This window comes from Kitasatospora sp. NPDC057936 (genome assembly GCF_042887525.1).
In the GTDB taxonomy this organism is placed as follows: domain Bacteria; phylum Actinomycetota; class Actinomycetes; order Streptomycetales; family Streptomycetaceae; genus Kitasatospora.
Genome location: NZ_JBHVPD010000015.1, coordinates 30,355 through 54,177, shown reverse-complemented (window position 1 = coordinate 54,177; position 23,823 = coordinate 30,355). Strand labels below are relative to the sequence as shown.

The following is a 23,823-nucleotide window of genomic DNA, read 5'->3' as shown; positions in this document are numbered from 1 at the left end:
CCCAAGACGGTCTTCGACGACGGAAGTTCACCACTGTGCCGAACCGCACCCGTACCCGCACGCCCTCCCGCCCCGCCCCCGCCACCCCGGCGGCTCCCACCGCCCCCGGCCGCCTGCGCGGTCCGCTGCCGATCCTGGCCGCCGCCGTGCTCTGGGGCACCACCGGGACGGCGAGCTCCCTCGCGCCCGCCGGTGCGCCCCCGGCGGTCCTCGGGGCCGCCGCGCTCGTCCTCGGCGGGCTCCTCCTGTTCCTCTCCAGCCGCGACGCCCGCGCCCTGCCCGGGGCGTGCACCCGCGGCGAGCGCCGGCTGCTCGCCCTCGGCGCCGTCGCGGTGGTGGGTTACCCGCTCACGTTCTACCCGGCCGTGACGCGCACCGGCGTCGCCGTCTCCACCGTGATCGCGCTCGGCAGCGCCCCCGTGTTCACCGGTCTCCTCGGCTGGATCGCCGGGCGGCAGCTACCGGGCACCCGGTGGGCCGTCGCCACCGCCGCCGCCGTCCTCGGCTGCGCGGTGCTCGTCCTCGGACCCGAACTCACCGGCGCCGGCGCGCCCGTGGACCTCCTCGGCGTCCTGCTGGCCGCCCTCTCCGGGCTCTCGTACGCCGCGTACTCGCTCATCGGGGGCGCGCTGATCGCGCGCGGGCACGCGTCGGGCGGGGTGATGGGCGCGATGTTCGGCGCGGCCGCGGTGCTCGTGCTGCCCGTCCTGGTGTTCGGCGGCGGGCCCTGGCTCGTCTCGCTCCGGGGGGCGGCCGTCGTGCTCCACCTGGCCGTGATCACGACCTTCCTCGCGTACCGCCTCTTCGGCCACGGCCTGCGCCGCACCACGGCCCAGACCGCCACGACGCTCACCCTCGCCGAGCCCGCCGTCGCCGCCCTCCTCGGCGTCGCGGTGCTCGGCGAACGGCTGCCGGCCGTCTCGTGGTCGGGCCTCGGCATCCTGGCCGCCGGGCTGGCCTTCCTCGCCTTCGGGTGATCTTGGCGGGTCGTCGGCGCGGCCCCGGGCGGTCGGCGGGCCACTTCGGTATCTCTTGCCGGGACCGGGAGTTGGTGGACGAAGCGTTCGTCCTTCGTCCGCCGACTCCGTGACGACCGGAAGGATTTGCCGACCATGAAGCTCGTACGACGGATCGCCGCCGCGGCCACCGGCCTCACCCTCGCGCTGGGTGGTGTCGTCGCCCTCGCGCCGGCCGCGAGCGCGACCCCGCAGGGCTGCTTCTACTACGTCCTGGAGAACAAGCCGGACGCCGACGCCCAGATCGCGGAGGACGCCTGCCTGATCGGCGCGGCCGGGGGACAGGCTGCCTTCCAGAGCTGTTACCACCTCCTGCGGGAGGACTACGTCCCGGCCGTCATCGCCGGCAACGCCTGCCGCCGCGCGGCGCAGGAATAGCGGCAGGCGGGCCGGCCGCCGCAGACGAACGGGCCCCCGGACGGTCACGCCGTCCGGGGGCCCGCCGTCACGCCGGGGCGATCAGCACTCGATGACGTTCACGGCGAGGCCGCCGCGGGAGGTCTCCTTGTACTTGATCTTCATGTCGGCGCCGGTCTCCTTCATCGTCTTGATCGCCTTGTCGAGCGAGACGTGGTGCCGGCCGTCGCCGCGCAGGGCCATGCGGGCGGCGGTGACGGCCTTGACGGACGCCATGCCGTTGCGCTCGATGCACGGGATCTGGACCAGGCCGCCGACCGGGTCGCAGGTGAGGCCGAGGTTGTGCTCGATGCCGATCTCGGCGGCGTTCTCGACCTGCTCGGGGGAGCCGCCGAGGACCTCGGCGAGGCCGCCCGCGGCCATCGAGCAGGCGGAGCCGACCTCGCCCTGGCAGCCGACCTCGGCGCCGGAGATGGAGGCGTTCTCCTTGAACAGCATGCCGATCGCGCCGGCCGCGAGGAGGAAGCGGACGATGCCGTCGTCGTCGGCGCCCGGGATGAAGTTCAGGTAGTAGTGCAGGGTGGCGGGGATGATCCCGGCCGCACCGTTGGTCGGCGCGGTGACCACCCGGCGGCCGGAGGCGTTCTCCTCGTTGACCGCCATCGCGTAGAGCGTCACCCACTCCATCGCGTTGGCCGGGCCGATGCCCTCGGCGCGCAGCGCGCGGGCCGCGGCCGCCGCCCGGCGGCGCACCTTGAGGCCGCCCGGCAGGATGCCCTCGCGGGACATGCCGGCGCGGACGCACTCCTGCATGACCTGCCAGATCTCCAGCAGCCCGGTGCGGATCTCCTCCTCGTTGCGCCAGGCCTTCTCGTTCTCCAGCATCAGGCCGGAGATCGACAGCCCGGTCTCGCGGGTGAGGCGCAGCAGCTCCTCGCCGGTGCGGAAGGGGTACTTCAGCGCGGTGTCGTCCGGCTTGACCCGGTCGGCGCCGATCGCGTCCTCGTCGACGACGAAGCCGCCGCCGACCGAGTAGTAGGTCTTCTCCAGCAGCGTCGAGCCGTCGGCCGCGAACGCCCACAGGGTCATCCCGTTGGCGTGGTACGGCAGCGAGCGGCGCCGGTGCAGGATCAGCTGGGTGTCGGGATCGAAGTCGATCGGGTGCTCGCCGAGCAGGCTGAGCCGCTTCTCGGCGGTGATCCGCTCGACGTCCCGGTCGGCCTGGTCGACGTCGACCGTGCGCGGGGAGTTGTTCTCCAGGCCGAGCAGGACGGCCTTCGGGGTGCCGTGGCCGTGGCCGGTGGCGCCGAGCGAGCCGTACAGCTCGGCGCGGACGCTCACCACCCCGGGCAGCAGGCCTTCGGACCGCAGCCGCCGGGCGAACATCCGGGCGGCGCGCATCGGGCCGACCGTGTGGGAGCTCGACGGGCCGATACCGATGGAGAAAAGGTCGAAGACACTGAGGGCCACGGGGGGACGTCCTTGTCTGGTCTCGTGGACGGACATTGCGTTGCTGTGCGTAGGCGCAGCATGAGGAGGGGCACCGCGCGTCTTTCCAGTGTGCGCGGTGCCCCGGAAACTCCCGTGGACGACCGGCGTGAGGCCGGTCACCCACCCCCGGCGATCAGAGGTTCGGGTAGAGCGGGTACTTCTCGGCCAGCGCGGTGACGCGGGCCTTCAGGCCGGCGGCGACGGTCTCGTCGAAGCCCGGCTTGAGGGCCTCGGCGATGATGTCGGCGACCTCGCGGAAGTCCTCGGCGCCGAAGCCGCGGGTGGCGAGGGCCGGGGTGCCGATGCGCAGGCCGGAGGTGACCATCGGCGGGCGCGGGTCGTTCGGGATCGCGTTGCGGTTGACCGTGATGCCGACCTCGTGGAGGCGGTCCTCGGCCTGCTGGCCGTCGAGCTGGCTGTTGCGCAGGTCGACCAGCACCAGGTGCACGTCGGTGCCGCCGGACAGCACGGAGGCGCCGGCCTCGGCGACGTCGGCCTGCAGCAGGCGCTCGGCGAGGATCCGGGCGCCGTCCAGGGTGCGCTGCTGGCGCTCCTTGAACTCCTCGGACGCGGCGACCTTGAACGCGACGGCCTTGCCCGCGATCACGTGCTCCAGCGGACCGCCCTGCTGGCCGGGGAAGACCGCGGAGTTGATCTTCTTGGCCCACTCGGCCTTCGACAGGATGACGCCGCCGCGCGGGCCGCCCAGGGTCTTGTGGGTCGTGGTGGTGACGACGTCCGCGTACGGCACCGGGTTCGGGTGCAGGCCCGCGGCCACCAGGCCGGCGAAGTGCGCCATGTCCACCATGAGCAGGGCGCCGACCTCGTCGGCGATGCGGCGGAACTCGGCGAAGTCGAGCTGGCGCGGGTAGGCGGACCAGCCGGCGATGATCAGCTTCGGCTGGTGCTCCTTGGCGAGGCGCTCGACCTCGGCCATGTCGACCTGGCCGCTCTTCTCGTCGACGTGGTACGCGGCCACGTTGTAGAGCTTGCCGGAGAAGTTGATCTTCATGCCGTGGGTCAGGTGACCGCCGTGGGCCAGGCTCAGGCCCAGGATGGTGTCGCCCGGCTGGATCAGCGCGAACATCGCGGCGGCGTTGGCCTGCGCGCCCGAGTGCGGCTGGACGTTGGCGTGCTCGGCGCCGAACAGGGCCTTGATGCGGTCGATCGCGATCTGCTCGACGACGTCGACGTGCTCGCAGCCGCCGTAGTAGCGGCGGCCGGGGTAGCCCTCGGCGTACTTGTTGGTGAGCACCGAGCCCTGGGCCTCCATGACCGCCACCGGGGCGAAGTTCTCGGAGGCGATCATTTCCAGGGTGGTCTGCTGGCGGTGCAGCTCGGCGTCGACCGCGGCGGCGATCTCCGGGTCGAGCGAGTGCAGGGATTCGTTGAGAACCGTCATGGTGTGGTCTTCCCGGGGCGAAGGAGGAATCGGGACCGCCGCGCGAAGTGCGCCCTCGGAAGGGCGGCGGCGGGTGACGGGTGGGCGGTGAGGGGGGCGGGCCGCCGCGCTGCGGCCCGCCGCGCCAAGGGCCTGGTCAGCCGCCGATGAAGGCGGTGTACTCGTCGGCGCTGAGCAGCTCGTCGGTGGACTCCACCTTGACCTTGAACAGCCAGCCGCCCTCGAACGGGGCGCTGTTGACCAGGGCGTTGTCGTCCAGGACGTCCTGGTTGACCTCGACGACCTCGCCGGTCACCGGGGAGTACAGGTCGCTGACCGACTTGGTGGACTCCAGCTCGCCGCAGGTCTCGCCGGCGGTCACCTCGTCGCCGACCTCGGGCAGCTGCACGTAGACGATGTCACCGAGCGCGTCCGCGGCGTGCTTGGTGATGCCGACCGTCGAGACACCGTCCTCGGCGGCCGTCAGCCACTCGTGCTCCTTGGTGTACTGCAGGTGCTGGGGGTTGCTCATGGCGTCATTCTCCAGGATGGGAAGCGGGTACGACGAAGCGGGCCGCCGCGCGGACGGCTTCGTCGCGGATCAGTGGTGACCGAGGGCCCGGGAAGATCCTCAGCGGGCGCGCTTGTAGAACGGCAGGGCGACGACCTCGACCGGCTCGTGCTTGCCGCGCACGTCCACCGCGACGGCGGTGCCGGGGGCGGCGTGGGCCGCGTCGACGTAGGCGATCGCGATCGGCTTGCCCAGCGTCGGGGACGGCGCGCCCGAGGTGATCCGGCCGATCGGGGCGCCGTCGGCGGAGACCACCGTGTACTCGGCGCGCGGCACGCGCTTGCCCTCGGAGACCAGGCCCACCAGGACGCGCGGCGGGGTCGACTCCGCCTCGGCGGCGGCCTTCTCCAGGGCCTTGCGGCCGACGAAGGCGCCGTCGTTGGTGGTCTTGTCGAAGCGGACGACCCGGCCGAGGCCGGCGTCGAACGGGGTCAGGTCGGTGGAGAGCTCGTGCCCGTACAGCGGCATGCCCGCCTCCAGGCGCAGGGTGTCGCGGCAGGACAGGCCGCACGGCACCAGGCCGTGGCCCTCGCCGGCGGCGGTCAGCGCCTGCCAGACCGGCTCGGCGTCGGCCGGGGCGCAGAAGATCTCGAAGCCGTCCTCGCCGGTGTAGCCGGTGCGGGCGAGCAGCACGTCCCGGTCGGCCACCCGGGCCGGGAGGATCGCGTAGTACTTCAGGCCGGGCAGGTCGGCCTCGGTGGTCTTCGCGAGGATCGCGGTGGACTCCGGGCCCTGGACGGCGATCAGCGCGTAGGTGTCGCGGTCGTCGGTGACGACGGCGTCGAAGCCCTTGGCGCGGGCGATCAGCTCGTCCAGCACCAGCTGGGCGTTGGAGGCGTTGGCGACGACGAGGAAGGAGTCCTCGCGCAGGCGGTAGACGATCAGGTCGTCCAGGATGCCGCCGTCCTCGGCGCAGATCATGGTGTAGCGGGCGCGCAGCACGCCGAGGGCGGAGACGAAGCCGACCAGCGCGTGGTCCAGCATCTCGCCGGCCTGCGGGCCGGTCACGGTGATCTCGCCCATGTGGGACAGGTCGAACAGACCGGCCTTGGTGCGGACGGCGAGGTGCTCCTCGCGCTCGCTGCCGTAACGCAGCGGCATGTCCCAGCCGGCGAAGTCGGTCATGGTCGCGCCGAGGGCGCGGTGCAGCGCGTCGAGCGCGGTGAGGCGGAGGGACGACATGGCCTGGGAACTCCTCGGTCTGGGCACTCAGGGGTGCACGCGCCGGACCGGACCCGCTCGGGGACCGACTCCTGCGCGCGGGCATGCGGCGGCGTGGGTCTCCCCATCTGTCGTCGAACCTGAGAGCTTCACCGCGCAGCGGCCCGTCGCTGTTTCCAGCTTTCCGGACAGGATGGCGGCTTGCACCGTGGGTGGGCGCACGACAGGCCGTGCGCCGCTTTCCAGATGTGCCTAACCCGTGCGGTAGGGGGGCCTGAGAGATTCCGGGGAGGACTTGCTCCTTCGGCGCCGGCCGTGCCACCAGACGGGGCACTCCGGACTCTCCCGCGCGGGTTCGAGCGGCCGGTATGGAGTTAGTGGGGCCGACTGCGCACGACGCCGTCGGACGCGCACATCATGGCACGTCCGCGGCACCGATGGGAGGGGGGACCCGGTCACACCCCACAGGGGACCCGGCCACACGCCACACAAGGGAACACGCACCCTAGACTGCTGCGCGTCGGCAGCAGTGGGCGGCCGACCGGCAGAGGGCGGTACAGGGGCGCATGGGGTACCCGGTGGAGCAGCAGCAGGGGTGGGGCGGCCCGGACACGCCGCCACCGGGCGGGGCCTGGCCGGCCAACGAGCTGGAGCAGGTGCTCACCGCCGCGCTGGGCGATCCGGGCGCGACGCCGCGGGTGGTCGAGGTGCTGGCCCGCAGCCAGGTGTGGATCCCGCTGCCCGCCGGCGGCGACCCGCAGGGGCAGTCGCTGGACCTGCCGACGATCGAGCTGGGCGGCGAGCCGTACGTCCCGGTCTTCTCCTCGCAGGAGGTGTTCCTCCAGCAGGCGCCGGGGATGGCGTTCGCGGTCGCCCCGGCCTGGGAGTTCGCCCGCGGGCTGCCGTTGGGCGTCGGGATCGCCGTCAACCCCGAGGCCGCGGTGGGCATCCCGGTGCCGCCGCAGGGCGTCGCCGAGCTGCGCCGCGGTCCGCGCGAGGACCGCTGGGAGGACCCCTCGGCGCCGACCGGTGGCCGGGTCGCGCTGCGCGAGCCCGTGCCGGGGGAGGACCCGGAGCACTTCCTGGCCGTCTGCCGGGCCGAACTCGCCGCCCTGCCGGGAGTGTTGACCGCGCGCCGCGCGCTCGCGAGCATCGAGGGCGAGCCGACCGTGATGTTCATCGGCGTGCAGCTGGACCCGGCCGCCCCGGCCGACCCGGCGGCGGTGAACGAGGCGCTCGGCCGCGCGCTGGGAACCGCGCCGCTGCCCGGCGGCGTCCACCTCGTGCTGCTCGACCTCGCCGACGATCCGGTGGTCGAGTGGCTGCTCACCCGGGTGCTGCCGTTCTACGCGCGGGTGTGACGGGGTCCGTTCGTAGGCACGTCGCCGTGGCGTCGGCCGGTGCCGCGCCATAGGGTGCGTGCAGACGGCCGACGGGCCGGCGGCAGGTGAGGAAAGAGGCGCGGCGAGGTGGGCGCATGAGTGCGGGAGCGGTGTCCGGTGGTGCACCGGGGCCCTGGGGCCAGGCACCGGCCGGACGCCCCGGCGCGGATCCGGGCGTGCTGGAGCGCGCGCTGCGCGAGGTCGCGCCGGAGCGCTACGAGGCGTACGAGCAACTGCTCCGCGCCCTGGCCGAGGGCCAGGTCTGGATGCTGCTGTGGCACGGCACCCCGGGCAGCCCGGACGCCCAGTACGGGAACATGGAGATCAGCGGCCACGGCTACGCGCCGGCCGTCACCTCCCCCGAGCAGCTGGCGGCCTCCGGCTGGGCGCGCGCCCACGAGGTCGTCTCCGGGCGCGAGATCGCCGCGTCGCTGTACCGCACCCGCTGGGGCCTGTGGCTGAACCCGCACGCCCCGGGCGGCGGGGTCGGCGTGCCGTGGGCGGACCTGCGGCGGATCGCGGGGGGCCTGGACCGGCTGCCGGCCGGGCCGCTGAGGCTCAGCGAGCCGCAGGTGAACGCCCAGCAGTTCTTCGCGCTGCTGGAGCACCAGGCGCGCGAGGTGCGGGCCGTCCGGGCGCTGCGCCGGGCCTGGGTGCAGCCGGCCGTGGGCGAACCGTACCTGGCCATCGGCCTGGACCTGTACGACGGCTCCCCGCCGGCCGTGGAGGCGGTGCGCGCGCTGATGCAGCGGGCGATCGCGGTGGCCCCGGAGGGGCTGGCGGTGTCCACGGTGGCGATGGCGGACGAGTACGACCCGGTGGCGCTGTGGATGCGGGCCAAGGCGCGGCCGTTCTACGACCGCGAGGCGGCCGGGCTCGCCCGGCCGACCGGTGCCTACCCACCGGTGCCGCCGCCGGGCCACCAGGCGCCGCCGTACTACCCGCAGCAGACCGGGCCGGGCTGGCACGGGCAGCCGCAGCCGCAGCCGCCCCAGCGGCCGTGGCCCGGATACCCGGGGCGCTGAACCGCTAAACCCGCCAAAACCCATTTCCAGAAGCCGACTTGACTTTGCGTCAGGTCGGCTTCGGCGTTTTCCGGACGACTTCGCGGCTGCGGGTGTCAGGCATCTTGACACGGTTATCACGACCGTGTGAAGAGGGATATGCCGATGATCGTGGAGGTGCATGCACGCAGATCACAGTTGGGCATCTGTCGCTTGGCAGGGCTGGCGCAAGCCAGTTCGGATGGCAGAGAGTTCTGCGCAACGCACCGCGCGAACTCGGAACCCCACAAAGGTCAACGCGCACGCCGACCGCTCCAGCCACGCGACGCCCATCCCGCGTGGTGGCAGTGCACCGTGCACGACGCACTGCCGCACTGCCGCGAAACCCCGCTCCTTAGCACCTCCGCACGTCCGCATAGCCGCACCGCCGAAGCCGGCGACCGGCACCCGTGGGCCGGCCACCGTCGGCGAGGGGACCTACTGACATGACCACATCCGTCACCACCGCCGGGAACGATCCGGAGGCACCCGCCCCCGCGAGCCCGGCCCAGAAGATCGAGGGCCGCTCCCTCGGCCAGATCGCCTGGACCCGTTTCAAACGGGACAAACTGGCCGTCGTCGGCGGCATCGTCGTGATCCTGCTGATCCTGCTCGCCGTGCTGGCCAAGCCGATCGAGGGACTGTTCGGCCTCGACCCGGACGCCTTCAACCAGGACCTGCTGGACGCCAACCTCGGCGGTCTGCCGCTCGGGGACTGGGGCGGCATGAGCTGGGACCACCCGCTGGGCGTCGACCCCCTCACCGGCCGCGACCTGCTCGCCCGTGTCATCGAGGGCTCCTGGGTCTCCCTGCTGGTCGCCTTCGGCGCGACGCTGCTGTCCAACACGATCGGCACCGTGCTCGGCGTCATGGCCGGCTACTACGGCGGCTGGGTGGACACGCTGATCAGCCGGATCATGGACGTCTTCCTCGCGTTCCCGCTGCTGCTCTTCGCGATCGCGATCTCGACCTCGCTGCAGGGCGGCGCGTTCGGCCTGCACGGCCTCCCGCTGCACCTCCTGGTGCTGATCTTCGTGATCGGCTTCTTCAACTGGCCCTACATGGGCCGGATCGTGCGCGGACAGACCCTCTCGCTGCGCGAGCGGGAGTTCGTGCACGCGGCCCGCAGCCTCGGCGCCCGCGGCCCGTTCATCCTGTTCAAGGAACTGCTGCCCAACCTGGTCGGTCCGATCCTGGTCTACTCGACCCTGCTGATCCCGACCAACATCCTCTTCGAGGCGGGCCTCAGCTTCCTCGGCGTCGGCATCCAGCCCCCGCAGGCCTCCTGGGGCGGCATGCTCAACGACGCGATCAAGTACTACCAGGTGGACCCCCAGTTCATGGTGGTCCCCGGTCTGGCGATCTTCCTCACCGTGCTCGCCTTCAACCTGCTCGGCGACGGGCTGCGTGACGCCCTCGATCCCAAGAGCAACTGACCCTGCGTCAGGAACCTTCACCGTTTCCACATCCTCAAGGGGTTGATCTCACCCATGCGTAGGTCCCGTACCGTCGCGCTGACCGCGGTGGCAGCTGCCGCAGTCCTCGTCGTGACCGGATGCACGTCCAGCAAGACCACAGGTGGCTCCTCCAGCAGCGCGGCCGGCGGCGGCGCCGACGCCGCCACGAAGGGGGTCGTCAACGCCTCGGACAAGAAGGGCGGGACGGTCACCTACGAGATGAAGGGCACCCCGGACTCCTTCGACCCGGGCAACACCTACTACGCCTACATCTACAACTTCTCGCGCCTGTACGGGCGTCCGCTGACCACCTTCGCCCCGGGCCCCGGCGCGCAGGGCAACAAGCTCGTCCCGGACCTCGCGGCCGGCCTCGGCCAGCCCAGCGCCGACGGCCTGACCTGGACGTACAAGCTGCGTCCCGGCCTGAAGTACGACGACGGCTCCGCGATCACCTCGAAGGACGTCAAGTACGCCGTCGAGCGCTCCAACTTCGCGCCGGACGTGAACTCCAACGGCCCGACCTACTTCCACGACCTGCTGGTCGACAACGCCACGCCTTACCAGGGTCCGTACAAGGACAAGGAAGGCGGCCTGAACTCGATCGAGACCCCGGACGACCTGACCATCGTCTTCCACCTGAAGCAGCCGTTCGCGGACTTCGACTACCTGGTCAGCGCCCCGCAGACGGTCCCGGTCCCGCAGGCCAAGGACGACGGCGCCGGCTACGTCAAGCACGTGGTCTCCTCGGGCACCTACAAGTTCGCGTCCTACGACGACGGCAAGCAGCTCTCCCTGGTGCCGAACACCAACTGGGACCCGAGCACCGACCCGATCCGCAAGCAGCTCGCGGACAAGATCGTGGTCAAGATGGGCATGGACCAGGCCACCATCGACAAGGACCTGATCGCCGGCAACGCGCAGGTCGACCTGGTGGGCCTGGGCGTCGACCCGCAGACCCAGGCGCAGATCCTGCAGAACCCGAAGCTCAAGGCCAGCAGCGACAGCTCCTACGGCGGCCGCCTGATCTACACCGCGATCAACACCAAGGTCGCGCCGTTCGACAACGTCGAGTGCCGCAAGGCCGTCCAGTACGCGATCGACAAGCTCTCGGTGCAGACCGTCGAGGGCGGCCCGATCCGCGGCGCGATCGCCAGCACCGTGCTCCCGCCGGACATCCCGGGCCACCAGGACTTCAACACCTGGGCGACCCCGGACAACAAGGGTGACGAGGGCAAGGCCAAGGACGCCCTCAAGGCCTGCGGCAAGCCGGACGGCTTCAGCACCGTGATCTCCGCCCGCACCGAGCGCGACCCCGAGATCCAGGCGGCGACCGCGATCCAGGCCGCGCTGAAGAAGGTCGGCATCAACGTCGAGATCCAGAAGTACCCGCAGGGCAAGTACTTCTCGGACAACGCCGGTTCCCCGCAGTTCACCCAGGACCACAACATCGGCCTGATGATGATGCAGTGGGGCGCCGACTGGCCGACCGGCTACGGCTTCCTGCAGCAGATCGCCGACGGCCGCGCCATCAAGGCCTCCGGCAACAGCAACCTGGCCCAGCTGAACGACCCCGCGATCAACAAGCTGCTGGACGACGCGATCGCCAACACCGACCAGGCGGCCCGCGAGAAGATCTACGGCGACATCGACAAGAAGATCATGGACCAGGCGGTCTACGTCCCGCTGATGTACGCCAAGGTCTTCCTGTACCGCCCGGACAACGCCACCAACCTGGTCTCCACGTCGGCCTTCTCGGGCCAGTACGACTACCTGAACATCGGCACCACCAAGTAAAGAGCCTGGCTCCGCATCCCTGAAGGCAGGTGAAGGCAGCGGCGCCCGCCACCGTCCGGCAGACCCCGGACGGTGGCGGGCCGCCGGAGCCGCCCAACTGTGTTTGCCTACATCATCCGCAGGACATTCGCGGCCGTCGTACTGCTGCTGGTGGTCAGCGCGGTCACCTTCGCGATCTTCTTCCTGCTCCCGCGCATCGCCGGCGAGACCGCCGACCAGCTGGCCGCCCAGTACGTCGGGAAGAACCCGTCGCCGGAGGCGATCGCGGCCGTCAAGAGTAACCTCGGGTTCGACCAGCCGCTGTACACCCAGTACTGGAACTTCCTGAAGGGCCTGGTCGGCGGCGCCGAGTACAAGTTCGGCCCGGACCCGGTCACCTGCCACGTACCGTGCTTCGGCTACTCCTTCAAGAACCACCTCGAAGTCTGGCCCGAGCTCACCAAGCGCATCCCGATCACGCTCTCGCTGGCCATCGGCGCGGCCGTGCTCTGGCTGGTCTCCGGTGTCACCACCGGCGTCATCTCCGCCCTCAAGCCGCGCTCGGTCTTCGACCGCATCGCCATGGGCATCTCGCTCGCCGGCGTCTCGCTGCCGGTCTTCTTCACCGGCGCGCTGCTGCTCACGGTCTTCAGCTACGAGTGGCCGATCCTGGACAACCTCCAGTACGTCGACTTCACCGACGACCCGATCATGTGGGCCCGCAACCTGATCCTCCCGTGGATCTCGCTGGCCTTCCTCTACTCGGCCCTCTACGCCCGGCTCACCCGCGCCGGGATGCTGGAGACGATGAGCGAGGACTACATCCGCACCGCCCGGGCCAAGGGCCTGGTCGAGCGCAAGGTCGTCACCCGGCACGGGCTGCGCGCCGCGCTCACCCCCGTCGTCACCATCTTCGGCATGGACCTCGGCCTGCTCCTCGGCGGTGCGCTCATCACCGAACAGGTCTTCTCGCTGCAGGGCGTCGGCGCCTTCGCCGTCCAGGCGATCTCCGACAACGACCTGCCGAAGATCCTCGGCGTCACCCTGCTCGCCGCCTTCTTCATCGTCGTCTGCAACCTCGTGGTCGACCTCCTGTACGCCCTCGTCGACCCCCGGGTGAGGCTCTCGTGACCGAGCTCCAGAAGACCACGGCGCCCGCCGCGCAGACCCCGGCCGGCGACCCGTTCCTCTCCGTCCGCGACCTGCGGATCCACTTCGACACCGACGACGGCCTGGTCCGCTCGGTGGACGGGGTCAGCTTCGACCTGCACAAGGGCCGCACCCTCGGCATCGTCGGCGAGTCCGGCTCCGGCAAGTCCGTCACCTCGCTCGGCATCATGGGCCTGCACCGCTCCAAGCGGGCCCGGATCAGCGGCGAGATCCGGCTGAACGGCGAGGAACTGGTCTCGGCCGGCCCGGAACGGGTGCGCCAGCTGCGCGGCCGCGAGATGGCGATGATCTTCCAGGACCCGCTGACCGCGATGCACCCCTACTACACGGTCGGGGCGCAGATCGTCGAGGCCTACCGGGTGCACCACCCGGACGCGTCCAAGCGGGCGGCCCGCGCCCGCGCGATCGAGATGCTCGACCGCGTCGGCATCCCGCAGCCCGACCGCCGCGTGGACGACTACCCGCACCAGTTCTCCGGCGGCATGCGCCAGCGCGCGATGATCGCCATGGCCCTGGTCAACGACCCCTCCCTGCTGATCGCCGACGAGCCCACCACCGCCCTGGACGTCACCGTCCAGGCGCAGATCCTGGACCTCATCCGCGACCTCCAGGAGGAGTTCGGCTCCGCCGTCATCATCATCACCCACGACCTCGGGGTGGTCGCCGAGCTCGCCGACGACATCCTCGTCATGTACGGCGGCAAGTGCATCGAGCGCGGCCCCGCCGAGACCCTCTTCGACGCGCCCGAACACCCCTACACCTGGGGCCTGCTGGGCTCCATGCCGCGCCTCGACCGGGAGCTCCAGGACCGGCTCGTCCCGGTCAAGGGCACGCCGCCCAGCCTGATCAACGTGCCCGGCGGCTGTGCCTTCCACCCGCGCTGCCCGTACGCCGGGCAGACCGGCGGGCGCTCCACGAGCGAGGTCCCGGTGCTGGCCGAGGCCGCGCCCGGGCACCACGCGGCCTGCCACCTCGCGGCCGCCGAGCGGCACCGCATCTTCGCCGAAGAGATCGCGCCCCGGCTGTGAGCCCGGCCTCGTACCACCTTTCTGGAGAGAACCGATGACGGACACTCAGGCGGCCGCGCCCCAGGCACAGTTGAACGGGGCGTCGCCGGCGCCCGCCTCCGACCGCGAGCCGCTGCTGAAGGTGACCGGTCTGACCCGGCACTTCCCGATCCGCGGCGGGCTGCTGCGGCGCCAGACCGGCGCGGTGCGGGCCGTCGACGGCATCGACTTCACCGTCAACGCCGGCGAGACGCTGGGCGTCGTCGGCGAGTCCGGCTGCGGCAAGTCGACGATGGGCCGACTGGTCACCCGGCTCGACGAGCCGACCGCCGGCACGATCGAGTTCGAGGGCACCGACATCACCCACCTGGGCGTCGGCGCGATGCGGCCGCTGCGCCGCGACATCCAGATGATCTTCCAGGACCCGTACTCCTCGCTCAACCCGCGGCACACCGTCGGCACCATCGTCGGCGCACCGTTCAAGCTCCAGAACGCGGTGCCCGAGGGCGGGCTCAAGAAGGCCGTCCAGGAACTGCTGGAGCTGTGCGGGCTCAGCCCCGAGCACTACAACCGCTACCCGCACGAGTTCTCCGGCGGCCAGCGCCAGCGCATCGGCATCGCCCGGGCGCTCGCCCTGCGGCCCAAGATGATCGTCGCCGACGAGCCGGTCTCCGCGCTCGACGTCTCGATCCAGGCCCAGGTGGTCAACCTGCTGGACGACCTCCAGCGCGAGCTCGGCCTGACCTACCTGATCATCGCGCACGACCTCTCGGTGGTCCGGCACGTCTCGGACCGGGTCGCCGTGATGTACCTCGGCAAGGTCGTCGAGATCGCCGACCGGGACTCGCTCTACCGCAACCCGATGCACCCCTACACCACCGCGCTGATGTCCGCGGTGCCGGTGCCCGACCCGCGCCGCCGCCAGCGCGCCGGCCGCGAGCGCATCCTGCTGAAGGGCGACGTCCCCTCGCCGATCAACCCGCCCAGCGGCTGCCGCTTCCGCACCCGCTGCTGGAAGGCGCAGGAGATCTGTGCCACACAGGAGCCCCCGCTGGCCGTCATGCGGACCGGGCACCAAGTGGCGTGCCACTTCCCCGAGCAGAGCGAGGGGAACGACTAGCACGGCCCGGAGAACACCCGGACGGGCACCCTCGTGGACGCGACGGCCTGACGCACCGGGCGCCGGAGGACGTCGGAGGGGGAGGTCCGCGCAGGTCATAGTTGTTCCCGTGACCTCGCAGATCTTCCCCTCCGACGTGCAGCAGTCGCTGGACCTCGTCGGCATCTTCGTCTTCGCCCTCTCCGGAGGGCTGCTCGCCGTCCGCAAGAACATGGACATCTTCGGGATCTGCGTGCTCGCCGAGGTCACCGCGCTCGGCGGCGGTGTCATGCGCGACCTCGTCATCGGGGCCACCCCGGTCGCCGCGTTCAGCAACCTCGGCTACTTCCTGACGCCGCTCGCGGCCGGTTTCGTCGTCTTCTTCCTGCACCCCGAGGTCGAGCGGATCAACCGCGCCGTCCAGACGCTCGACGCGCTCGGGCTCGGACTGTTCTGCGTCACCGGCACCGCCAAGGCCCACGACTACGGGCTCGGCGCCGTCGCGTCCGTCGCGCTCGGCATGGTCACCGCGGCCGGCGGCGGCGTCGTCCGGGACGTCCTCGCCGGGGAGATCCCCTCACTGCTGCGCTGGGACCGCGAGATCTACGCCGTGCCCGCCCTGGTCGGCGCCGCCCTGGTCGCCGTGCTGATCGGCCTCGACCGGCTCACCGGCGCCACCGGCACCGCCGCCGCGCTCACCGCCTTCGTGCTGCGGATGCTCGCCCTCAAGTACGGCTGGCGCGCCCCGCGGGCCTGGCACCGCAACGGTTCTCGCACCAGCGAGGAGTAGGCGAGCCGCCGTACGCCAGCGAGATCGCCTCCGCCGTGCACAGCAGCTCCGGCACCATCCGGGCCAGCTCGCCCGGCGGCACCTCGCTCACCGGCGCGCTCACCGCGCACGCCGCGACCGTCCGCCCGCCGCTGCCCGACACCGGCGCGGCCACGCACGTCACCGGCTCGCGGTGCTCGGCGGACTCCGCCGCCCAGCCCCGGCGGCGCACCGCCGCCAGCTCCGGCGGCAGCTCCTCCTCGCGGGCGCCGTCCTCCGGCCGCCCGGCCAGCAGCACCCGGCCGATCGCCGTCCCCGCGGCCGGCGCGCGCCGCCCGATCCGCGACGGCCGCCGGGCGCCGGGCCCGGCGACCTCGTCGACGTACAGCACCTCGCCGTCCTCCAGCACGGCCAGCTGGACGGTGAGTCCGCTGCGCGCGTTCAGCGCGGCCAGGTACGGCGCGGCCACCTGGCGGACGTCGATCTCCTCCAGCGCCCGGTGCGCCAGCGACAGCAGCCGGCCGCCCAGGCGGTAGCGCCGGTCCGGCTGGCGCTGCGCGAAGCCGTGCTCCTCCAGCGTGCGCAGCAGGCGCAGCGCGGTGGACTTGTGGACGCCGATGCTGGTCGCCGCCTGTTCCAGGGTCACGGGTCCGTCGCCGAGCGAGCCGAGCAGCGTGAGGGCGCGGTCGACCGACTGCGACATGGCGTCCCCCGAGTTCCGACGAGAAGTGTCCGTCAGGCTAACCACCGGACGGCGCAGTGGGTCAAACCGGCGCCGGACGCGGCGGTCCCGGCTCGGACGGGTCTTTCGGATCAGGTCGCATTCTGGTGCGCAGGCCGGGAACGGTGCCGGGGACGGCCCTCTACAATCTGATGGTTATGCCATACCTGGACCATGCGGCGACCACGCCGATGCTGCCCGAGGCGATCGCCGCGATGACGGCGCACCTCGGTGTCGTCGGCAACGCCTCCTCCCTGCACGCGGCCGGCCGCCGGGCCCGCCGCGTCGTCGAGGAGGCCCGCGAGTCGCTCGCCGACTCGCTGGGCGCCCGGCCGAGCGAGATCGTCCTCACCGGCGGCGGTACCGAGTCCGACAACCTCGCCGTCAAGGGCCTGTACTGGGCCCGGCGGGACGCCGACCCGGCCCGCACGCGGGTGCTGTGCAGCCCGGTCGAGCACCACGCGGTGCTCGACGCGGTGCACTGGCTCTCCGAGCACGAGGGCGCCACCGTCGAGTACCTGCCGGTCGACGGGCTCGGGCGGGTCCATCCGCAGGCGCTGCGCGAGGCGATCGAACGGGACCCGGGCTCGGTCGCCCTGGTCACCGTGATGTGGGCGAACAACGAGGTCGGCACCGTCCAGCCGGTGCGGGAACTCGCGGCCGTGGCGGCCGAGTTCGGCATCCCGATGCACGCCGACGCGGTGCAGGCGCTCGGTCAGGTGGAGGTGTCCTTCGCCGACTCCGGGCTCACCGCGGTCACCGTCACCGGGCACAAGATCGGCGGCCCGTTCGGCATCGGCGCGCTGCTGCTCTCGCGCGGCGCCGCGCCCGTTCCGCTGCTGCACGGCGGCGGCCAGGAACGCGACGTCCGCTCCGGCACCCTCGACGCCCCCGCCGCGGCCGGCTTCGCGGCGGCCGCGGCCATCGCCGTCGAACGGCGGGCCGAGCACGCGGCGGCGCTCGGCGCGCTGCGGGACGACCTGATCGCCTCGGTGCTCGCCGCCGTGCCCGACGCGGTGCTCAACGGCGACCCGGCCCCCGAGGGCCGGCTGCCCGCCAACGCGCACTTCTCCTTCCCCGGCTGCGAGGGCGACGCCCTGCTCATGCTCCTCGACGCCCAGGGCATCGAGTGCTCGACCGGCTCCGCGTGCTCGGCGGGCGTCCCGCAGCCCAGCCACGTGCTGCTGGCGATGGGCGCCGACCCGCTCCTGGCGCGCGCGTCCCTGCGCTTCTCTCTCGGCCACACCTCCACCCAGGACGACGTGAAGGCCCTGGCCCAGGCGATCGCCCCCGCCGTCCAACGCGCCCGCAACGCGGGCCCGATGTCGGTCCGCCGCTAGCCGCTCCGCGGGCGCGCACTTCGGGGGTCTGAACGCCCGTCGAAGGCGCGCGCCCCGGCGCTGTCGACCTGCGGCCCCCGAGCCGGCGTCCGTCGTCGGCCCGGGCCCCGGGCGGAGGCCCGATATCGGCTCGGGGAACACCGGGGGCAGCACGTACGCTTGGGGGCATCATGACTGATTTCCCGGGTGCCCCGACCGCTCCGTCCACTGGCCGTCTGCGCGTGCTCGCGGCGATGTCCGGCGGGGTCGACTCCGCCGTCGCCGCCGCCCGTGCCGCCGAAGCGGGGCACGAGGTGACCGGCGTCCACCTGGCGCTGTCGTCGAACCCGCAGTCCTTCCGGACCGGCGCCCGCGGCTGCTGCACCATCGAGGACTCCCGGGACGCCCGCCGCGCCGCCGACGTCATCGGCATCCCCTTCTACGTGTGGGACCTCGCCGAGCGCTTCCGCGAGGACGTGATCGACGACTTCGTCGCCGAGTACGCGGCCGGCCGCACCCCCAACCCCTGCCTGCGCTGCAACGAGAAGATCAAGTTCGCCGCGCTGCTGGACAAGGCGGTCGCGCTCGGCTTCGACGCCGTCTGCACCGGCCACTACGCCCGGATCGTCGACCTGCCGGACGGCCGCCGCGAGCTGCACCGCGCGGTGGACGCCGCCAAGGACCAGTCGTACGTGCTCGGCGTGCTGGACGCCGACCAGCTGGCCCACTCGCTGTTCCCGCTCGGCGACACCACCAAGGACGTCATCCGCGAGGAGGCCGAGCGCCGGGGCCTGGCCGTCGCCAAGAAGCCGGACAGCCACGACATCTGCTTCATCGCGGACGGCGACACCCAGGGCTTCCTCGCCAAGCACCTCGGCACCGCGACCGGCGACATCCTCGACGTGGACGGCACCAAGCTCGGCGAGCACGACGGCGCGTACGGCTTCACCATCGGCCAGCGCAAGGGCCTGCGGATCGGCCGCCCGGCGCCGGACGGCAAGCCGCGGTACGTGCTCGACATCTCGCCGGTGAACAACACCGTCACGGTCGGCCCGGCCGAGGGCCTGGACGTGGTCGGGCTGACCGCGATCCGCCCGCGCTGGTGCGGGGGCGAGCCGGCCGCCGACGGGCGCTACACCGCCCAGCTGCGCGCGCACGGCGAGGAGGTGCCGGTCTCGGCGTCCGTCGTGGACGGCGAGCTCCGCGTCGACCTGGACTCGCCGGCCCGCGGCATCGCCCCCGGCCAGGCCGTGGTGCTGTACGACGGCACCCGGGTGGTCGGCTCCGCGACCATCGCGACGACCGAGCGCCCGGCCGTCCGGGCCTGAAACCCCGGTGAGCGGTCCCCGGTCCGCGTGATAGACCGGACGACACTATGAACATCACTGTCTTCTGCTCCGCGTACTCGCTCGACGACCGCTACACCGCCCCCGCCGCCGAGTTCGCCCGGCTCCTCGGCGAGGGCGGGCACACCCTGGTGTGGGGCGGCTCGAACGCCGGCCTGATGGGCCTGCTGGCCGACGGGGTGAAGGCGGCCGGCGGGAAGCTGGTCGGCGTCATGGTCGAGATGCTGAAGCACAAGGGGTACGACGGCGCCGACGAGCTCGTGATGACCCGCGACCTGGCCGAGCGGAAGGCGGAGCTCGCGGCCCGCGCGGACGCCATCGTCGTGCTGGTCGGCGGGCTGGGCACGCTGGACGAGGTCACCGAGGTGCTGGAGCTCAAGAAGCACGGGATGTTCGAGAAGCCCGTCGTCGTCCTCGACAGCGAGGGGTTCTACTCGGGCCTGCGCCTCCAGCTGGAGCGGATGGACGCCGAGGGCTTCCTGCCGCGCCCGCTCGGCGAGTTGATCTCCTTCGCGGACACGCCCGCCGAGGTGTTCGCACAGCTCAAGTCCTGAGAGGATCGGCCCCATGCCTGCACATCTGATCACCGGCGCCGGCTCCGGCATCGGCGCCGTCCTGGCCGGGCGCCTCGCCGAGCGCGGCGACGACCTCTGGCTCCTGGCCCGCGACGCCCGCCGCGCCGCCGAGCTGCGCGAGCGCTTCCCCGGCGCCCGCACCCTGGTCGGCGACCTGGGCGACCCGGCCAAGCTCGCCTGGGCCCTCGGCCACCAGGAGCTGCCGGTCGAGCTGGACTCGCTGCTGCACATCGCGGGCGTGGTCGAGCTCGGCCCGGTCGGCGACCTGCCGGTCAAGGTGTGGAACGACACGCTCGGCGTCAACCTCGTCGCCCCGGCCGAGCTGACCCGCCTCCTGCTGCCCTCGCTGCGCCTCGCCAAGGGGCACGTCGTGTTCGTCAACTCCGGTGCGGGCCTGCGGGCCGGCGCCGAGTGGGCGGCGTACGCGGCGAGCAAGCACGGCCTCAAGGCGCTCGCCGACGCGCTGCGCGAGGAGGAGCACGCCGGCGGGGTGCGCGTCACCTCGGTGTACCCGGGCCGCACCGCCACCGCGATGCAGGTCAAGGTGCACCAGCAGGAGGGCAGGTCCTACGACGCCGGCCGCTGGATCGAGCCGGAGTCCGTCGCGAGGGCGGTCCTCGCGGCCCTGGACGCCAGCCGCGACGCGGAGATCACGGACATCACCGTCCGCCCGGGCCACTGATCCGGGGCCGGTCGGCGGCGCACTAGGCTCGGACGGGTGAGCACCCCACACCCCTTCCCCGACCTGCACGGCGCCGCCACCGGCGTCGGTTCGCTGCCCGGCACCGACGCCCGGGAGGCCGCCAGGACCTCCACCGGGGCGCTGGAGCAGCTGCCGTTCCTGCCCGAGCTGCCCGCGCGCGGGCCGGGCGCCGACATGATCGGCCGCAGCGCCGGCCTGCTGGCCGAGCTGTTCGCGCAGACCGAGCCGAGCGGCTGGCGCTTCGCCGACCGCCCCGGCCGGGACACCCGGCGGGCCCGCTCCTGGCTCGGCGAGGACCTCGACGCGCTGGAGGAGTACACCCAGGGCCACCGGGGGCCGCTCAAGGTCCAGGCCGTCGGGCCGTGGACGCTGGCCGCCTCGATCGAGCTGAAGCACGGCGAGAAGGCGCTCGCCGACCGCGGCGCCTGCCGGGACGTCGCCGAGTCCCTCGCCGAGGGCCTGCGCCGCCACCTCGCCGAGGTCCGCAGGCGGGTGCCGGGCGCGGAGGTGGTGCTCCAGCTCGACGAGCCCTCGCTGCCCGCCGTGCTGGCCGGCTCGGTGAAGACCGCGAGCGGCTTCCAGCGGCTGCGCGCGGTGGACCGCCAGGTCGCCGAGGAGGCGCTGCGCGAGCTGATCCGCGCCCTGGACGCACCGGTCGTCGTGCACTGCTGCGCGCCCGACGTGCCGATCCCGCTGCTGCGCCGGGCCGGCGTCGCCGGCGTCTCGCTGGACCTCTCGCTGCTGACCGAGCGCGCCGACGACGACCTCGGCGAGGCCGTCGAGGCGGGCACGGCGATCCTCGCGGGTGTCGTCCCCTCCACTGACCAGGAGGTGTCCGACCCGGCCGGTAGTGTCCAGGGTGTCAGGACCTTGTGGCGCAGGCTCGGGTTCGCCCCGGAGCTGCTGGGCCGTCGTGTGCTCGTGACACCGACCTGCGGGCTGGCCGGGGCCTCCCCGGCGTACGCGCGCAAGGCGCTGCTGCTCGCGGCGCGGGCGGCGCAGAGCCTGGTGGACAACCCGGAATGAGAACGTAGGAGGCTTGCGGTGGTGGCTGTCGAGGGCTGGGAGGACGTCCCGGCGGAGGTGCGCAGGCGGCACGCCGAGCTGGCGGCGGAGATCACCGACCACCGCGCCCGCTACTACGAGCAGGACGCCCCGGTCGTCTCCGACGCCGAGTTCGACGGCCTGATGCGCGCGCTGGAGGCGCTGGAGGCCGAGCACCCGGCCCTCGTCACCCCGGACTCGCCGACCCAGAAGGTCGGCGGCGCCCCGACCGAGCTGTTCGCCTCGGTCGAGCACCGCGAGCGCCTGCTCAGCCTCGACAACGCCATGGACGACGACGAGCTCGCCGCCTGGGCCGAGCGCGTCGCGGGCGAGCTGGCCGGCATCGACTACCACTACCTGTGCGAGCTCAAGGTGGACGGCCTGGCCGTCAACCTCACCTACGAGAACGGCCAGTTGGTGCAGGCCGCGACGCGCGGCGACGGCCGGGTGGGCGAGGACATCACCCCCAACGTCCGCACCATCAAGGAGATCCCGCAGCAGCTCAAGGGCGACGACGTCCCCGAGCTGGTGGAGATCCGCGGCGAGGTCTACTTCCCGACCGAGGCGTTCGACGCGCTCAACGCCTCGTTCGCGGAGGAGAACGAGCGCCGCCGCCAGGAGAACGAGGAGCGCGCCAAGGAGGGCAAGCGGCCCCGGGCGCTGATCCGGCTGTTCATGAACCCCCGCAACGCCGCCGCCGGTTCGCTGCGCCAGAAGGACCCGCTGGTCACCGCCTCGCGCCCGCTGCACATGGTGGTGCACGGCATCGGCGCCCGGGTCGGCTTCGACATCGACAACCAGTCGCACGCCTACGACCTGCTGCGCCAGTGGGGCCTGCCGACCGCCCGGCACAACGAGGTGGTCGGGACGCTCGACGAGGTGCGGGCGTTCATCAAGCGCTTCGGCGAACAGCGGCACTCCGTCGAGCACGAGATCGACGGCGTCGTGGTCAAGGTGGACGAGATCGCCCTCCAGGGCCGCCTCGGCGCCACCTCCAAGTCCCCGCGCTGGGCGATCGCGTGGAAGTACCCGCCGGAGGAGGTCACCGGCAGGCTGGCGGAGATCCGGGTCGGCGTCGGCCGCACCGGCCGGGCCACGCCGTTCGCGGTGCTGGCCGAGCCGGTGAAGGTGGCCGGTTCGATGGTGCAGTACGCGACGCTGCACAACCAGCAGGTCGTCAAGGCCAAGGGCGTCCTGCTCGGCGACACCGTGGTGCTGCGCAAGGCCGGTGACGTCATCCCGGAGATCCTCGGGCCGGTGGAGGACCTGCGGGACGGCACCGAGCGGGAGTTCGTGATGCCCTCGCACTGCCCGGAGTGCGGCGCCGAGCTGCGTCCGATGTCCGAGGGCGACATCGACCTGCGCTGCCCCAACGCCCAGTTCTGCCCGGCCCAGATCCGGGAGCGGATCGCCTTCCTGGGCGGCCGTTCCTCGCTGGACGTCGAGGGGCTCGGCTACGTCGCGGCCACCGCGCTGACCCAGCCGCTGGAGCCGGGCGAGGCGCCGGTGAAGGACGAGGGCGACGTCTTCGGGCTGACGATGGAGCAGCTGCTGCCGATCAAGGTGCTGGTCCGCGACCAGAAGACCGGCATGCCCAAGCTGGACGACCGCACCGGCAAGGAGAAGATCGCCACCTTCTTCGCCAACCAGAAGGGCGAGCCGAAGAAGACGGCCGGCCTGCTGCTGGAGAACCTGGAGAAGGTGAAGGACCGGCCGCTCTGGCGGTTCCTCAACGGCCTGTCGATCCGGCACGTCGGTCCGGTCGCGGCCCAGGAGCTGGCACGGGAGTTCCGCGATCTCGACCGGATCTTCTCGGCCACCGAGGAGGAGCTGGCGGCCGTCGAGGGGGTCGGGCCGACGATCGCCCGGTCCGTCATCGAGTGGTACCAGGAGGAGTGGCACCGCGGGATCCTGGAGAAGTGGCGCGCGGCCGGCGTCCGCTTCGTCGAGGAGCCCGCCGACGAGGAGGAGGCGGAGCGCCCGCTGGAGGGGCTGACGGTGGTGGTGACGGGCACGCTGGCCGGGCACACCCGGGACGGCGCCAAGGAGGCGCTGACCTCGCGCGGAGCGAAGGTGACCGTTTCGGTTTCGAAGAAGACCGACTTCGTGGTCGCCGGTGACAACCCCGGGTCCAAGTACGACAAGGCCGTTCAGCTCGGCCTGGCCGTCCTGGACGACGCCGGCTTCGCCGTCCTGCTCGCCGACGGGCCCGCCGCCGCCCGCGCCCACCTGGGACTCGACACCCCGGAGGACGCTCCCGAGGACACCCCGGAGGACGCCCCCGAGGAGGCCCCCGCCGAGGGCTGACCCGAGCCGCGAGTGGCCGAATCCGTCTTGTTATCGTCCTGATGCAACGTCACCGGGTGCCGTTCAGTGAAAGCGGGCACAGTGTCCCTGAGCGACACCCGGGCACGGTGGCGCGTTTCCGGTTGTCCGAA

Annotated in this window: 21 protein-coding genes and 1 riboswitch; of the genes, 16 read left to right on the top strand and 5 right to left on the bottom strand. The window is 72.4% G+C overall.

The features are described 5' to 3' along the window. Window positions 1–35: 35 nt before the first annotated feature. Together ACFVU9_RS10925 and ACFVU9_RS10920 are read left to right on the top strand one after the other, a co-directional pair. The gene (locus ACFVU9_RS10925) at window positions 36–977 is read left to right on the top strand and encodes a DMT family transporter (RefSeq protein ID WP_387592075.1); all 942 of its coding nucleotides are present in this window, start codon (window positions 36–38) and stop codon (window positions 975–977) included. A gap of 135 nt (window positions 978–1,112) precedes the next feature. Beyond that, window positions 1,113–1,394 (top strand): hypothetical protein, encoded by a 282-nt coding sequence (locus ACFVU9_RS10920; RefSeq protein WP_387592072.1) that lies wholly within the window; start codon window positions 1,113–1,115, stop codon window positions 1,392–1,394. A gap of 81 nt (window positions 1,395–1,475) precedes the next feature. Here the strand turns inward: ACFVU9_RS10920 and ACFVU9_RS10915 are convergent, their stop codons facing one another. The 4 genes from ACFVU9_RS10915 to gcvT all read right to left on the bottom strand — a co-directional run bounded on the left by ACFVU9_RS10915 (window position 1,476) and on the right by gcvT (window position 5,998). Next, the gene (locus ACFVU9_RS10915) at window positions 1,476–2,843 is read right to left on the bottom strand and encodes an L-serine ammonia-lyase (RefSeq protein ID WP_387592069.1); all 1,368 of its coding nucleotides are present in this window, start codon (window positions 2,841–2,843) and stop codon (window positions 1,476–1,478) included. Between the two features lie 154 nt (window positions 2,844–2,997). Further along, the gene (gene glyA, locus ACFVU9_RS10910; protein WP_380498044.1) at window positions 2,998–4,266 is read right to left on the bottom strand and encodes a serine hydroxymethyltransferase; all 1,269 of its coding nucleotides are present in this window, start codon (window positions 4,264–4,266) and stop codon (window positions 2,998–3,000) included. A 136-nt stretch (window positions 4,267–4,402) separates the two neighbouring features. After that, entirely contained in the window at window positions 4,403–4,777 is a 375-nt protein-coding gene (gcvH, locus tag ACFVU9_RS10905) for a glycine cleavage system protein GcvH (RefSeq protein WP_359969324.1), read from the bottom strand. Between the two features lie 99 nt (window positions 4,778–4,876). After that, window positions 4,877–5,998: a glycine cleavage system aminomethyltransferase GcvT gene (gcvT, locus tag ACFVU9_RS10900; protein WP_380441352.1), complete on the bottom strand. Its 1,122-nt coding sequence runs from the start codon at window positions 5,996–5,998 to the stop codon at window positions 4,877–4,879. A gap of 231 nt (window positions 5,999–6,229) precedes the next feature. Continuing rightward, window positions 6,230–6,335, bottom strand: a riboswitch (glycine riboswitch). Between the two features lie 208 nt (window positions 6,336–6,543). On the opposite strand from gcvT, the gene ACFVU9_RS10895 reads away from it, so the two are divergent. From ACFVU9_RS10895 to ACFVU9_RS10860, 8 genes are all read left to right on the top strand, one after another. Beyond that, window positions 6,544–7,338 (top strand): enhanced serine sensitivity protein SseB C-terminal domain-containing protein, encoded by a 795-nt coding sequence (locus ACFVU9_RS10895; protein ID WP_380441354.1) that lies wholly within the window; start codon window positions 6,544–6,546, stop codon window positions 7,336–7,338. Between the two features lie 116 nt (window positions 7,339–7,454). Beyond that, the gene (locus ACFVU9_RS10890; RefSeq protein ID WP_387592063.1) at window positions 7,455–8,384 is read left to right on the top strand and encodes an enhanced serine sensitivity protein SseB C-terminal domain-containing protein; all 930 of its coding nucleotides are present in this window, start codon (window positions 7,455–7,457) and stop codon (window positions 8,382–8,384) included. Window positions 8,385–8,848: 464 nt separating this feature from the next. Next, on the top strand, window positions 8,849–9,838 hold the full coding sequence (locus tag ACFVU9_RS10885) for an ABC transporter permease (protein WP_380441359.1): 990 nt from the start codon (window positions 8,849–8,851) through the stop codon (window positions 9,836–9,838). 54 nt (window positions 9,839–9,892) lie between these two features. Then, on the top strand, window positions 9,893–11,653 hold the full coding sequence (locus ACFVU9_RS10880) for an ABC transporter substrate-binding protein (RefSeq protein ID WP_380498046.1): 1,761 nt from the start codon (window positions 9,893–9,895) through the stop codon (window positions 11,651–11,653). A gap of 99 nt (window positions 11,654–11,752) precedes the next feature. Beyond that, window positions 11,753–12,763 (top strand): ABC transporter permease, encoded by a 1,011-nt coding sequence (locus ACFVU9_RS10875; RefSeq protein WP_380441363.1) that lies wholly within the window; start codon window positions 11,753–11,755, stop codon window positions 12,761–12,763. Continuing rightward, entirely contained in the window at window positions 12,760–13,830 is a 1,071-nt protein-coding gene (locus ACFVU9_RS10870; RefSeq protein WP_380441365.1) for an ABC transporter ATP-binding protein, read from the top strand. Before ACFVU9_RS10875 ends, ACFVU9_RS10870 begins: the two co-directional genes overlap by 4 nt. Window positions 13,831–13,864: 34 nt before the next feature. After that, entirely contained in the window at window positions 13,865–14,929 is a 1,065-nt protein-coding gene (locus ACFVU9_RS10865) for an ABC transporter ATP-binding protein (protein ID WP_380441367.1), read from the top strand. Window positions 14,930–15,038: 109 nt separating this feature from the next. Next, on the top strand, window positions 15,039–15,698 hold the full coding sequence (locus tag ACFVU9_RS10860) for a trimeric intracellular cation channel family protein (protein WP_380441369.1): 660 nt from the start codon (window positions 15,039–15,041) through the stop codon (window positions 15,696–15,698). Here ACFVU9_RS10860 and ACFVU9_RS10855 read toward each other — a convergent pair. Then, window positions 15,634–16,380: an IclR family transcriptional regulator gene (locus ACFVU9_RS10855; protein WP_380441371.1), complete on the bottom strand. Its 747-nt coding sequence runs from the start codon at window positions 16,378–16,380 to the stop codon at window positions 15,634–15,636. The two genes, ACFVU9_RS10860 and ACFVU9_RS10855, sit on opposite strands and share 65 nt — an antisense overlap. Before the next feature lie 176 nt (window positions 16,381–16,556). Here ACFVU9_RS10855 and ACFVU9_RS10850 point away from each other — a divergent pair, with 176 nt between their 5' ends. From ACFVU9_RS10850 to ligA, 6 genes are all read left to right on the top strand, one after another. Further along, complete coding sequence (locus ACFVU9_RS10850) at window positions 16,557–17,738, top strand: cysteine desulfurase family protein (protein WP_387592058.1); 1,182 nt, start codon at window positions 16,557–16,559, stop codon at window positions 17,736–17,738. A gap of 170 nt (window positions 17,739–17,908) precedes the next feature. Continuing rightward, window positions 17,909–19,045, top strand: a complete 1,137-nt coding sequence (gene mnmA / locus ACFVU9_RS10845) for a tRNA 2-thiouridine(34) synthase MnmA (RefSeq protein ID WP_387592055.1) — start codon at window positions 17,909–17,911, stop codon at window positions 19,043–19,045. Window positions 19,046–19,092: 47 nt separating this feature from the next. After that, window positions 19,093–19,617, top strand: a complete 525-nt coding sequence (locus tag ACFVU9_RS10840) for a TIGR00730 family Rossman fold protein (protein ID WP_380441377.1) — start codon at window positions 19,093–19,095, stop codon at window positions 19,615–19,617. Between the two features lie 13 nt (window positions 19,618–19,630). Beyond that, window positions 19,631–20,320: an SDR family oxidoreductase gene (locus ACFVU9_RS10835; RefSeq protein WP_380505820.1), complete on the top strand. Its 690-nt coding sequence runs from the start codon at window positions 19,631–19,633 to the stop codon at window positions 20,318–20,320. Window positions 20,321–20,356: 36 nt separating this feature from the next. Beyond that, the gene (locus tag ACFVU9_RS10830; RefSeq protein ID WP_387592050.1) at window positions 20,357–21,367 is read left to right on the top strand and encodes a methionine synthase; all 1,011 of its coding nucleotides are present in this window, start codon (window positions 20,357–20,359) and stop codon (window positions 21,365–21,367) included. A 21-nt stretch (window positions 21,368–21,388) separates the two neighbouring features. Continuing rightward, complete coding sequence (ligA, locus tag ACFVU9_RS10825; RefSeq protein WP_387592145.1) at window positions 21,389–23,692, top strand: NAD-dependent DNA ligase LigA; 2,304 nt, start codon at window positions 21,389–21,391, stop codon at window positions 23,690–23,692. Window positions 23,693–23,823: the final 131 nt, after the last annotated feature.